This window comes from Nocardioides sp. zg-1230 (genome assembly GCF_013155335.1).
GTDB lineage: Bacteria > Actinomycetota > Actinomycetes > Propionibacteriales > Nocardioidaceae > Nocardioides.
Map to the genome: position 1 here is coordinate 163,700 of NZ_JABJQZ010000005.1, position 13,274 is coordinate 176,973.

7 protein-coding genes are annotated in these 13,274 nt (G+C 71.5%); 6 read left to right on the forward strand and 1 reads right to left on the reverse strand.

What is annotated here, in order from left to right; translation table 11 throughout:
* The first annotated feature begins 202 nt into the window (after nt 1-202).
* From HOO61_RS24240 to HOO61_RS24970, 6 genes are all read left to right on the forward strand, one after another.
* Nucleotides 203-6,811 (forward strand): ThuA domain-containing protein, encoded by a 6,609-nt coding sequence (locus HOO61_RS24240; RefSeq protein WP_172260477.1) that lies wholly within the window; start codon nt 203-205, stop codon nt 6,809-6,811.
* 101 nt (nt 6,812-6,912) lie between these two features.
* On the forward strand, nt 6,913-7,413 hold the full coding sequence (locus tag HOO61_RS16690; RefSeq protein WP_172260479.1) for a hypothetical protein: 501 nt from the start codon (nt 6,913-6,915) through the stop codon (nt 7,411-7,413).
* A 73-nt stretch (nt 7,414-7,486) separates the two neighbouring features.
* Entirely contained in the window at nt 7,487-9,142 is a 1,656-nt protein-coding gene (locus tag HOO61_RS16695; RefSeq protein WP_172260481.1) for an MFS transporter, read from the forward strand.
* 93 nt (nt 9,143-9,235) lie between these two features.
* Nucleotides 9,236-11,047 carry a histidine kinase N-terminal 7TM domain-containing protein gene (locus tag HOO61_RS16700; RefSeq protein ID WP_172260483.1) on the forward strand — a complete coding sequence of 604 codons (1,812 nt, stop codon included), beginning with the start codon at nt 9,236-9,238 and terminating at the stop codon, nt 11,045-11,047.
* A gap of 419 nt (nt 11,048-11,466) precedes the next feature.
* A complete protein-coding gene (locus HOO61_RS16705; RefSeq protein ID WP_172260485.1) occupies nt 11,467-11,607 on the forward strand; it encodes a hypothetical protein in 141 nt (46 codons plus the stop codon).
* Nucleotides 11,604-11,990, forward strand: a complete 387-nt coding sequence (locus HOO61_RS24970) for a universal stress protein (protein ID WP_172260487.1) — start codon at nt 11,604-11,606, stop codon at nt 11,988-11,990. The genes HOO61_RS16705 and HOO61_RS24970 overlap by 4 nt, the downstream gene beginning before the upstream one ends.
* Here HOO61_RS24970 and HOO61_RS16715 read toward each other — a convergent pair.
* Nucleotides 11,873-13,168, reverse strand: coding sequence for a wax ester/triacylglycerol synthase family O-acyltransferase (locus HOO61_RS16715; protein WP_172260489.1), 1,296 nt, complete (start codon nt 13,166-13,168; stop codon nt 11,873-11,875). The genes HOO61_RS24970 and HOO61_RS16715 overlap by 118 nt on opposite strands.
* Nucleotides 13,169-13,274 lie beyond the last annotated feature (106 nt).

The following is a 13,274-nucleotide window of genomic DNA, read 5'->3' on the forward strand; positions in this document are numbered from 1 at the left end:
ACGTTCTTCTGTGCGCCAGCCGCAGAAAGTCAGCCACCTTGTGTATTGACGCCGTCGAATCCTGCTCCCTACTGTGACGAACATCACGGTGCATCGCCACCGGTCGTGGGGGAGCGGACGTCGCGCGCTCCGGATCCACGCCTGGCTCCAATCCCCGCTTGGCCCCGCTTCGCCCCGCTTGGTCTCGAGAAGGCAGGACAGCATGAGCAGGTTCCGTTCACCCGCCGCACGAATCAGGACGTCAGTCGCGGGGGTGGCGGCAGCGGCCGTCGCCATCGGCGGCCTGGCAGCCGTCCCGGCCGCGGCGGCCACACCGGGCTCGGCGCCTGACCGCTCGGCGCCCGACGCCTCGCGCGGAGCGACCCCACAGGCGACCGCGGCCCTCGCGGAGCCGACGTACGACGTGCTCGTCTTCAGCAGGACCACCGGCTTCCGGCACGGCTCGATCGGCGCGGGCATCCGTTCCATCGAGCGCCTCGGTGCGCAGTACGGCTTCACCGTCGACGCCACCGAGGACCCCACACAGTTCACCGCGGCCAACCTCGAGCAGTACGAGGCCGTCGTGTGGCTGTCGACGACCAGCGACGTGCTCAACGACACCCAGCAGGCGGCGTTCGAGGACTACATCCAGGCCGGCGGCGGCTACGTCGGCGTCCACGCCGCGTCCGACACCGAGTACACCTGGCCCTGGTACGGCGAGCTCGTCGGCGCCTACTTCCAGAGCCACCCCGCCGGCACCCCCACGGCCACGATCGACGTCGAGGACAAGACGACGGCGTCGTCCTGCGCGCTGCCGGACCGCTGGGAGCGCACCGACGAGTGGTACAACTTCCAGTCCAAGGACGACCCGGTCGTCAACGGCGGCGGCGCCGACTACAGCCCGCGCGTCAACCCGAACATCAACGTCATCGCGACGCTCGACGAGTCCACCTACGTCGAGAACGACGGCAACGCCACCGACGACGACCACCCGATCGCCTGGTACCAGGAGTTCGACGGCGGCCGCAGCTTCTACACCGGCGGCGGCCACACCGACGCCTCCTTCTCCGAGCCGCTCTTCCGCCTCCACCTGCTGGGCGGCATCCAGTACGCCGCCGGCGAGACGCCCGACGCCTGCACCCCGCCGGCTCCCACCGATGCCTCCTTCGAGCAGGTCACGCTGGCCAAGGGTGTCGACAAGGTCGGCGAGCCGATGAGCATCTCGGTCCTGCCCGACGGACGCGTGCTCCACAACGCCCGCGACGGCCGCATCTTCCTCACCGACCTCGAGGGCAACACCACGCTGCTCCACGACGTGCCGATCTACTCCCACGACGAGGACGGGCTCCAGAGCCTCACCGTCAGCCCGAGCTTCGAGGAGGACGGCTGGGTCTACCTCTACTACGCACCACCGCTCGCCACACCGGCCGGCGACGCGCCCAACGACGGCACGGCCGCGGACTTCGCGACGTGGCAGGGCTACAACGTGCTGACCCGGATGAAGATGGTCGACGACGACCTCGACCCCTCGACCGAGCAGGAGCTGCTCCGGGTCGAGGCCGACCGCGGCATCTGCTGCCACGCCGGCGGAGCCATCGACTTCGACGCCGACGGCAACCTCTACCTCTCGACCGGTGACGACTCCAACCCGTTCGCCTCCGACGGATACGCACCGCTCGACGAGCGACCGACACGCAACCCGGCGTACGACGCCCAGCGCAGCTCGGCCAACACCAATGACCTGCGCGGCAAGGTCCTCCGCATCACCCCCGACCCGACCGCGGCGTCGTACACGATCCCCGAGGGCAACCTCTTCGACGAGTCGGCCACCACCGGCGACCGGACCCGTCCGGAGATCTACGCGATGGGCTTCCGCAACCCGTTTCGGATGACCGTCGACAAGCGCACCGGCTACGTCTACCTCGGTGAGTACGGCCCCGACGCCGGCGGCGCCAACGCCAACCGCGGCCCCGGCGGCATCGTGGAGTTCAACCAGATCCGCGAGGCCGGCAACTTCGGCTGGCCCTACTGCACCGGCTCCAACACCCCCGCGGAGACCTACAACGACTGGGACTTCGCGACCGGCACGACCGGCCCGAAGTTCGACTGCACCGCACCGGTGAACAACAGTCCGCGCAACACCGGCCTGACCAACCTGCCGCCGGCGCAGCCCGCCTGGATCAAGTACGACGGCGGCAACGTCACCTACGGCGGCGTCACCACCAACGAGTTCGGCGGCGGTGGCGAGGGCCCGATGGCCGGCCCGGTCTACAACTTCGACCCCGAGCTCGACTCGGACGTGAAGTTCCCTGAGTACTTCGACAACCACTTCTTCGCCGGCGAGTGGACCCGCGGCTGGATCCGCGACGTCGTGATGGACGCCGAGGGCGACGTGGTCGGCATCGACCCGTTCTTCGACTCCATGACGCTCTACGCCGCCATGGACATGGAGTTCGGGCCGGACGGCTCGCTCTACGTCCTCGACTACGGCAACGGCGGCTACTTCACCGGCAACGAGAACTCCGCGGTCTACAAGATCAACGCGATCAACGAGGGCGCCCGCTCGCCCTCCGCGTCCGCCACCGCGACTCCCGACTCCGGCGCGGCACCGCTGGAGGTGCAGTTCTCCAGCGAGGGCTCGAGCGATCCCGACGCTGATGACTCCATCGCCTCCTACGCGTGGGACTTCCAGAACGACGGCACGGTCGACTCCACCGAGGCGAACCCGACCTTCACCTACACCGAGACCGGGGTGTACGACGCCCGCCTGACCGTCACCGACACCACCGCACGCACCGGCGTGGCCACCGCGGTGGTCACCGTCGGCAACACCCGGCCCAGCGTCGAGATCGAGCTGCCGCCCAACGGCGGGTTCTTCGAGTTCGGCGACTCCGTGCGGGTCAAGGTCAACGTGACCGACCCCGAGGACGGCGAGATCGACTGCACCAAGGTGGAGATCGACTACATCCTCGGTCACGACTCGCACGGCCACCCGCTCAGCTCGCGCACCGGCTGCGACGTCGTCCTGCCGACGGTGCGCGACGAGGGCCACGACGCCTCGGCCGACATCTTCGGCGTCATCAACGCCAGCTACACCGACGAGGGCGCCGACGGCGTGCGCACCCTGACCGGCGAGGACGAGGTCGTCCTGCAGCCCAAGCGGAAGCAGGCCGAGCACACCGACACCCGGCAGGGCGTCGACACGGAGGCGACCACCGACCCGCTCGGCGGCTCGCGCAACCTGTCCAACATCGACGCCGGCGACCACGTGTCCTACGCGCCGATCAGCCTCTACCAGGTCCCGCGGCTGCGCTTCCGGGTCGCCTCGGCCGGTGCAGGCGGCACCATCGAGGCCCGCCTCGACAGCCCGACCGGGCCCCTGGCCGGCTCGGTCGACGTCCCGGTGACCGGCGGCTGGCAGCAGTGGCAGTTCGTCGACATGGACATCGCGGAGTCGGCACAGGAGGGCTCGCACGAGCTGTTCCTGGTCTTCACCAACGACGACCCGTCGGCCACCGGGCTGTTCAACGTCAACTTCTTCGACGCCGCCGGCAAGGGCGTCTCGGTCAACTCGCGACCGCAGGTGGGCGCGCAGGGCACCCCCAGCCAGGGCACGGCGCCGCTGACCGTGGACTTCACCGGCTCCGCGTCGGACTACGACGGCGACGAGCTGACCTACACGTGGGACTTCGGGGTCGCCGGGGACGGTGACACCGCCACCACCCTCGACGCCCAGTACACCTACACCGAGCCGGGCACCTACACCGCGCGGCTGACCGCGACCGACCCGACCGGCGCCGAGGGCTACTCGACGGTGCCGATCCGGGTCCTCAACGCCTGCGGCGTCCAGCAGTCCGACGAGTTCGGCGGGTCGACGCTCGACGGCAAGTGGGAGGTCATCGACGACACCGGCATGGCCGAGGTGTCGGACGGCAGCCTGCGCCTGCCGATTCAGCCGACCAGCATGTACGGACCGGGCGGCAACGTCACCGACGTCATCGTCCAGGACGCTCCGGACGGCGCCTTCGAGGTGACGGCCAAGGTGACCGCAGACGTCACCGAGAACTACCAGCAGGCCGGGCTGCGGCTCTACTCCGACGAGGAGAACTGGGCCTCGGTCCACCTCATCTCGGCCGGCGGGGTGCGCGACGTCGAGTTCATCTACGAGGCCGCCGGCAACCCGCGCAACGAGGCGGCCGACAAGCTGGGTGGCGTCCCGGCCGGGTTCCCCACGACCTACTACGTGCGTCTGATCTCCGACGGCACCAACCTGACGGCGGCGTACTCCGCCGACGGCGAGACCTTCTCATCGGTCGGCCGCCCGGCACCGCTGAGCACGTTCGCCGACCCGAAGATCGGCCCGACGGCGCTCTCGGGCGCCGAGGTGGGCCAGCCGGAGGCGGCCTTCGACTGGATCCGCTTCGAGCCCGACGGCACGGGCGGTGCTTCCGACCCGACCGACGAGTTCGACGGAGCCGACCTCGACGACTGCCGCTGGAACGCCTCGGTGCGCGAGGACCCCTCGCGCCACGAGGTCGCCGACGGTGCGCTGACGATCACCACCACCGGTGGTGACCTCTACCAGGACTCCGACCCGTCGGGCACGACGAACCTGATCCTGCAGTCGGCAGCCAACACGACCGACGACTACACCCTGGAGACGCGTGTGTCGACGACGTTCACCGACGGCTACGCCCAGGCGGGCCTGATCGTCTACGGCGACGACGACAACTACGTCAAGCTGGACCCGATCGCCGATACCGGCCAGGGCCGGATCAATCGGGTCGAGCTCCGCTCGGAACGCAACGGCGCGATCCTCGACCCGCAGCCCCAGATAGACGCCCCGGCCAACGTGTCGTCGTACCGGCTGCGGCTGACCAAGACCGGGGACTCGTACGTCGGCGAGGTCGCCTTCGACGGCGGTGACTGGCAATCGGTTGGCACCGTCACCCACCCGGACGCCGGGATGGACTTCGGCCTGTTCGCGATCGGCGTCCAGCAGCCCGACCGGACGGCGACGTTCGACTACTTCCGGGTCACCCCGGCGGCAGCCGCGAACAGGCCGCCGGTCGCCGACGACGACACCGCCATCGTCACCGCGGGCCGGGCGGTCGACATCGCGGTGCTGACCGGTGACACCGACCCCGACGGCGACGCCCTCACCGTCGAGTCCGTCACCCCACCCGGCGACGGCACGGCCGTGGTCAACGACGACAAGACGATCCGCTACACGCCCGACGCCGCGTTCGCCGGGACCGACACGTTCGGATACACGGTCACCGACGGCAACGGCGGCAGCGACACCGGCACCGTCACGGTGACGGTCACCGAGGACTGCGGCCTGGAGACGCCGGACGACACCTTCGAGGGCACCAGCCTCGACACCTGCCGGTGGAACGCGATCGTGGCGGACGACCCGACCAAGCGCCGGGTGGCCGACGGACGCCTCTTCCTCACCACCACGGCCGGCGAGATCTACCAGACCGGCACCGGCAAGTCGAACCTCGTCCTGCAGTCGGCCGACCACGCCGGTGAGGACTGGACGCTGGAGACCCACGCCGACGTGTCCACGCTCGACGGTGGCTACAGCCAGGCGGGCCTGATGGCCTACGCCGACGACGCGAACTACGTGAAGCTCGTGGTCATCTCCGACGACGGCAGGCAGGCGCCCAACCGGGTCGAGCTGCGCTCCGAGGTGGGCAACGTGATCGTCGGGGCCAACCCGCAACCCGAGCTCGCGATCCCCGACGGGACCGACCTCACCGACATGCGGTTCCGCCTCACCAGGACAGGCACGAGCTATGCCGGGGAGGCGTCCTTCGACGGCGGTGAGACGTGGGTCGACCTGCCTCGCGCGGTCGAGAACGAGATGGTCGCGCCCCGCTTCGGCGTCTTCGCCGCAGGGGTGATGCAGGAGGGTGACGAGGTCTCGTTCGACGCCTTCCTGGTCGACGGCGAGGACCCGGTCGACCCCGACCCGGTCAACGCCGCCCCCGTGGCGGTCGATGACACCGCGACCACCACGCGGGGCACGGCCGTCGACATCGCGGTGCTGGCGAACGACACGGACGCCGACGAGGGTGACGAGCTCGCGGTGTCGTCGGTGACCGAGCCGGCGCACGGCACTGCCGTCGCTCGGGCCGACGGCACCGTGACCTACACGCCGGACGCCGGTTACACGGGGACGGACACGTTCGACTACGTGGTGAGCGACGGCACCGACTCCGACACCGGCACGGTGACCGTCACGGTCACCAAGAAGGACGAAGAGCCGCCGGCACCGGGGACTCCCGACACCACCATCACGGGCGCGCCGCGTGACGGCACGCGGGCGAAGACGGCGACCATCAGGTTCGCCGCCAGCGGCCCGGGTGCCGGGGGAGCGACGTTCGAGTGCTCCCTCGACGGCTCGGCCTGGCAGGCGTGCACCTCGCCGACGACCTACCGCGACCTCGACCCCGGGCGCCACGAGGTGCGCGTCCGGGCGGTCGGTGCCGGCGGGGCCGACGCCACCCCGGCGACGGCGACCTGGACGATCGACCGCACCGGTCCCCGCGTGCGACAGCTCGGGCCGAAGGGCACGACCCGCGACCGCACGCCGACGCTCCGCGCGAAGATCCTCGACCGGTACTCGGAGGTGCGCGCCCGCGACCTGAAGCTGTTCGTCGGCGGGAAGCGGGTCCGGGGCGTGCGCTACGACGCCCGCAGCCAGCGGATGACCTGGACGCCGAAGCGCGCGCTCGCACCCGGCCGCTACGTCGTACGCCTCGTCACCGAGGACGCGCTCGGCAACCGGAACGTGGAGACGTGGAGGTTCACCATCCGTCGCTGAGGCACGCCGGGTCGCCGCACTTCACGAGCATCGGGTGAGGCGGCCCGGCTGGCAGGCGCCGTACGTTCGCCGCCTGCCAGCCATCCACCCAGGAGTTCGCCATGAACCAAGCCGTGCTCAGGACCCTGACCGAACCGGAGCTCGCGCTCGTGCGGGAGTCAGAACCGTCGGCGCTGCGTGACCTCTCCGAGGACGACCTCCTGGACCTGCACACTCGCGTGCGACGCGCGCGGTCCAAGCACCTGAAGGTCTACCGCAGGGGCGCCGCCGCCAGCGTCGGCCAGGCTGGCAGTCGCGGGAACGCCTCCGCGCGCAACCGGGCCGCCCGCGACAAGGCCGAGCTCTTCGAGTCGCTGCTGGCCAGGGTCAGCAGGCAGGTCGCGGTCGCGGCCCGGCGCTCGTCGGACGAGCTGCGTCGGGAGCGGCTCGCGGACGCGCGCGCGGACCGCTCCCCGGGTCCGGCTGCCGAGCCCGTGGCGCGGGTTCCCGCCGACCGACCGAGCACCAAGGCTCGGAAGGTGCGGACCACCGGGGGAGTGAAGAAGGACGCGTCCTCGCGCTCCATGGGCGCGCGCCGACAGGCCGCCCGCGACGCGCGCTGACACCCGCGGCGGGTGATGCGCAGCGGACCAGCGGAGGGGAGTCTCGCGACACCGGTCGTGAGGACGGAGGGCCATGGCAACGCAGACCGATGTCGCGACCAGGACGAGCTGGCTCCCGCTGGTCGCCCTGGCGCTGGCCCAGTTCGTGATGGTGCTCGACCAGTCGGCGATGAACGTGTCGATCAGCACCCTCGTGGACGACTTCGACACGACCGTGACCACGATCCAGGCCGTCATCACCCTGTACTGCCTGGTGATGGCGATGTTCATGCTCACCGGCGGCAAGATCGGCGACATCATCGGCAGGCGCCGCGCGTTCGTCGTCGGCCTGGTCGTCTACGCCTGCGGTTCGGCGCTGACCGCCCTCGCGCCCACGGTCCTCGTGCTGACGCTGGGGTGGTCGATCCTCGAGGGGCTCGGTGCCGCTCTCGTGCTGCCCGCCATGGTCGCCCTGATCGCCGGCAACTTCGAGGGACCGTGGCGCAAGGTGGCGTACGCCGTCATCGGCGGGGTCGCCGGAGCGGGAATCGCCGTGGGACCGATCCTGGGCGGGTGGGCGACGACGGAGTACTCGTGGCGGATCATCTTCGCCGGCGAGGTGGTCCTGGTCGCGTTGATCCTGGTGATGACCCCGAAGGTCGCGGACGCGGCACGGACCGGTCCGGCACCCAGGCTCGACACCGTCGGCACGGTCCTGTCCGCGACGGGATTGGGGCTGGTCGTCCTCGGAGTGCTGCAGTCCAGCGTGTGGGGGTGGATCAAGCCCAAGGAGGACTCGCCGGTGACGCCGTTCGGCTTCTCGCTCACGGTCTTCGTCGTCGGCGCCGGCCTGCTGCTGCTCTGGGGGTTCACGCAGTGGCTCGAGCGTCGGGAGCGCGGCGGACGTGACCCGCTGGTGCACCTGGCCCTGTTGAGGGTCGCTCCGCTGCGTGCCGGGCTGATCGGCCTGTTCAGCCAGAACCTCATCCTGATGGGAATCTTCTTCACGATCCCGCTCTACCTGCAGCTGGTCGTCGGCCTTGACGCCCTGGAGACCGGCATCCAGATGCTGCCGGTCTCCATCACGATGTTCATCGCCTCCGCGGCCGGCTCGCGACTCTCGGCCCGCTTGTCCATCCGGACGATCGTGCGGGCCGGCCTGGCGACCGCCGCGCTGGCGGCCGCCCTGCTGATGGCGACGATGGAGCCGGAGCTCGACAACCCGAGCTTCCTCTTCTCGATGGCGGTCCTCGGCGTCGGGATGGGTCTGATCGCCTCCCAGCTCGGCAACGTGGTCCAGTCGTCGGTGGACGCCTCGGGACGCGGAGAGGCCGGGGGGCTGCAGTTCACCGGCCAGCAGCTCGGCTCCTCGCTGGGCGTCGCCCTCCTCGGTGCGATCGTCCTGTCCGGCCTCACCACCAACTTCCTCGACAACGTCTCCGAGGACGATCGGATCAGCAGCGCGGTGTCCGACCAGGTCGGCGTCGCGGTGGGGTCCGGGATCGACTTCGTGTCCTCGGACCAGATCGGGGCCGCTGCCCAGCAGGCCGGGCTCGACGAGACGACCTCCGACGCCTTGGTCGACGACTACGAGTCCGCCCAGCTGCAGGCACTCAAGACCGGGCTGCTGGTGGCAGGCGCCCTGGCCCTGCTGTCCCTGGCCTTCACCCGGGACCTGCCACGCCGCCTGCCCGGAGAGGCGGACGACGACGCGGAGGATCCTGAGCCTCACCCAAGCGGGGCACGCTGAGCCGGAATGGCGGACACGGTCGGACCCGCCGGTTAGCGTGAGGGGTCGGCCACGCGGCGTCGCGTGGAGGAGCACGATCGCGGGAGGGGACCGGTGCTGACCCTTCTCGCCACGCTCATGGCAGGCGCCGGGCTCGTGCTCGCTGCGCTGGCGGCGTACGTCGCCTGGCGCCGGGGCACGGCGATGGGGTGGAGCCTGGCGGTGCTGCTCGTGGCCGTCGCCTGGTGGGGGACGGCCTACGCCGTGGAGCTCTCGGTCGACGAGGTGGCGCTCAAGAGCAGGTGGGGCGACCTCAAGTACGTCGGCATCGTCGCGCTCGCACCCGCCTGGCTCGTCTTCGTGCTGCAGTACACCGGCCGGGGCGAGCGGGTCACCCGCCGACTGGTGGCTCTGCTGGCCATCCCACCGCTCGTCGCGCTGACCATCCTGGCGGTCCCGGCCACGCACGACCTGGTGCGCTCCTACCCGTCCACGGCCCACACCGAGGAGCTGCCGATCGTCGAGTCGGGGCCGGCGTTCTGGGCGATCTTCGCCTACAACAACCTGCTGCTCGTCGGCGCGACCGTGCTGTTCGTCGCGAGCATGGTGAGGCTGGCCCGCACCTACAGCCGGATGGCGCTGGTGCTGCTGGCCTCGGCGCTGCTGCCGTGGGCGGCCAACATCCTGCACAACCTCGAGGTCGGCTGGTTTGCCCGGATCGACCTGACCCCCTTCGCCTTCATCATCACCGGCGGTCTGCTGGTGTGGGGCCTGTTCGAGGAGCGCCTGGTCGACCTCGCCCCGCTCGCCCGCAGCGCGGTGGTCGAGAGCATGGCCGACGCCGTGTTCGTCCTCGACGCGTTCGAGCGGATCGTCGACGTCAACCCCGCCGCGGTCGCCCTCTCGGACCGCTCGCGCGGCGAGCTGGTCGGCCGGCGGGTGCGCGACCTGCTCGACACCTCGGGGATCGCAGAGGTCGGTCCCGGCGGTCTCGTGCTGGCCGACCCCACCACCGGGGACCGGCGCACCTTCGACGTCAGCCAGCAGCCGCTCACCGACATCTCCGGGCGCACCGCGGGTGAGCTCGTCGTGCTGCGCGAGGTGACCGAGCGGGTGCGCGACCAGCAGCGTCTCCAGCAGGTCCTGGAGGACCGCTCGCGCGTCGCCGCCACCCTGCAGGCGAGCATGGTGCCGACGACGCTGCCCATGGTCCCGGGCTGCGACCTCGCCAGCCGCTACGTCCCTGCAGGAGACGGCGGCGAGATCGGCGGCGACTTCCTCGACGTCTTCCCCCTCGACGACGCGACGTGGGCCTTCGTGCTCGGCGACGTCAGCGGCAAGGGCGCCGAGGCGGCCGCGGTCAGCGCTGCGACGCGCTACACGTTGCGAGCCCTCGCCGTCCCCGGGCTCTCTCCCGCAGCGACGCTGCGCGAGGTCAACGCCGTGCTGCTGGCGCAGACGGCGTCCGAGCGCCACTGCACGCTCGTGCACGGGCACCTGCGACCGCCCCGCCCCTGCGACGCCCCCGACGCCCCGCTGCGCATCACCCTGTCCCTCGCCGGCCACCACTGTCCGCTCGTCCTGCGGGCGGACGGGGGAGTCGAGGAGGTCGGCACGCTCGGCACCGCGCTCGCGCTGTTCGACGACCCCGAGCTGCACGACGCAGAGGTCGAGCTCGCCCCCGGTGAGGTGCTCAGCGTCTTCACCGACGGTCTGGTCGAGGCGCGGCGCGACCGGGACCAGTTCGGCTCCGAGCGTGTCGCCGAGCTGCTGCACGCCCACCGCGACCTCCCCGCGGACGGGCTGGCGGGCACGGTGCTCGACGCCGTCCGCGCCTTCCACGGCGACGAGCTGGTCGACGACCTCGCGATGCTCGTGATCAGGTACGCCGGCCCGGACGAGGTCGTCGCGACCGGCACACCCTGACCCTGCCGCAGGTCCCGGGTCGAGCCGGGACGTTGTGCCCTCCCGCTGGGTCGCCCGTGCTCACTAGCGTCGAGTCGACCTTCCCCTCATCTCGGAGGAGCGCCCGTGACCCGTCCACCTGCACCGCCCCCGACCGCCGCCGCCCGCGCCTGGCGGTGGCCTCGTCGTACCACCGTCCGCGTCGCTCACGCGATCGCGGTCTCCGGTGCCCCGGGTCGCCCGACACGTCGCGCAGCCGCGACGGACAGGTCAGGTCGCCCGATGGGACGGACCTGACCCGATGGGCCAGCGCGAGGAGACGGTGCCTGGCGCGAGGGAGGCCGCGGTCGGCGCTCGCGTGGTGGTGGGCGTGGACGGGACCAGGGCGAGCGTGCACGCGGTGCGCTACGCCGCCGCGGTGCTCCTCGCCCCTCGTCTCGGTGCCCGGGACCTGGGGCTCGGAGCACACGACGGGTGTCGTGCTGGCGGCGGTCAAGCACCACAGGGACTCCGAGCGCCTGCTCGCGGAGGCCTTCGCACTCACCCGTGAGCGCGGCGCCCGGCTGGGTCCCTCCGCATGAGGGAGGAGCGTGCCCTCCACGACCTGGAGGCGCTGGTCGGGTCGTGGCGGGAGGAGTTCCCCGACGTCGATGTCGAGGTGCGCAGCCTGCAGGGGCAGGCGGCCCACTCCTTGGTGCGCGCCACCGAGCACGCTGACGAGATCGTGATCCTGCGGCGCACCCACGGCGTACCGAACGCCACGCACCTGGGCTCGACGGGGCGCATGGTGCTGCTCCACTCCCACTGCCCGGTCCGGGTCGTGACGGCCGACCGCGTCTCGCACCTTCACCGCCGGAGCGCGACGAGCTCCGTGAGCTCGGCCTGCAGTCCGTCGACCAGCGCGTGCGGGTCGGGGACGGCGGAGGTGTCGACCTTGAACCCGACGTGGATCCTCCCCGCGTAGCCCACGATGGAGGTCGACAGGCTCTGGTCCGCCGACATCGGCGCCCACGCCCACATCCGCGTGACGGGCAGGCCCGCCACGTGCAGCGGCTGGTCCGGGCCGCGCACGCTGGTGGTGACACCTGTGGCCTTCCGGGCGAAGAAGTCCGTGGCGTGGACCCGCAGGCGCGGGTGCAGCACGCCCATCACCTCCAGCAGGCCGTAGGTCAGCCACGCCTCCGGTGAGTTCTTGATGGCGCGCATCCGCGCCGCTGTCTCGTCCAGTCGGCCGAGGGCGCTGTCGACCCCGACGGGCAGGTCCAGCAGCACCAGGGCGAACTGGTTGCCCAGGTCGTCGGGCCGCAACGCGGCCGAGCCCCGCAGGTCCACCGGCACCATCGTCGGCAGGTCGTCGACCATGGGATCGGTGCCGTGGGCGAGCAGCCACCGGCGCAGCGAGCCCGCCAGTGCCGACATGACGACGTCGGTGACCGTCGTCCCGGTCGCGCGACGCAGCTCCCGCAGGTCGGCCGCGTCGATCGACGGGGCCCACACGGCGCGCTTGCCGTGGTGCGGCGGCACCGAGAGCGGTGAGGAGGGACGGCGCGCGAGGAGCAGGTGCTGGGCGACGACCGGGGCCGTGACGAGACGGGTGGTCCCGGGGAGGGCACGGACCGCCCGCGACGCGACGTCCAGGGGGCCGGGACGGTCGCCCGCCTCCGGGGTGAGCTCCTCGTCGGCCAGCGAGAGGACGACCCGCAACAAGGCGGTGCCGTCGGCCAGCGCGTGGTGGAGCCGGGTGTAGATCGCCGTGCCTCCGTCGTACCCCTGCACGAGGTGCACCTCCCACGGCGGGTGCTGCCGGTCGAGGGCGCGGGAGAGGCAGGACGCGACGTGATCCTCCAGTGCGGAGTCGTCACCCGGCGCCGGCAGCCGGACCTCCCGGACGTGGCGCTCGAGGTCGAAGCCCGGGTCGTCCTCCCACCACTGCCCCGGCCACGGCAACCAGGCGTGCCGCGCGCGTTGGCGGAACCGCGGGAACCGGTCGAGCATGCGCTCGCGCAGGAGCCTGACGTACGTGTCGCGGTCGAGCTCGCCGTCGACCACCATCAACCCCTCGACCACCATCAGGTTGTCCGGCTGGTCCATCGCCAGCCACACGTCGTCGACGGGTCGCACGGGGCGCCGTGCACCGGTCATGTCGTCATGCTCCCGGCCCCGGTTCAGGAGCAGCAGGGTCGGAGGTCATGCCCGATCGGGACCGTTGGCCGCGGTTCGACGCCGCGGCGTCGACCAGACTGGTCAG

Excerpts from the sequence above, each read along its gene's own strand:
- HOO61_RS24240 (WP_172260477.1), top strand. The coding sequence starts at position 203 with ATGAGCAGGTTCCGTTCACCCGCCGCACGAATCAGGACGTCAGTCGCG.
- HOO61_RS16690 (WP_172260479.1), top strand. The coding sequence starts at position 6,913 with ATGAACCAAGCCGTGCTCAGGACCCTGACCGAACCGGAGCTCGCGCTC.
- HOO61_RS16695 (WP_172260481.1), top strand. The coding sequence starts at position 7,487 with ATGGCAACGCAGACCGATGTCGCGACCAGGACGAGCTGGCTCCCGCTG.
- HOO61_RS24970 (WP_172260487.1), top strand. The coding sequence starts at position 11,604 with ATGAGGGAGGAGCGTGCCCTCCACGACCTGGAGGCGCTGGTCGGGTCG.
- HOO61_RS16715 (WP_172260489.1), bottom strand. The coding sequence starts at position 13,168 with ATGACCGGTGCACGGCGCCCCGTGCGACCCGTCGACGACGTGTGGCTG.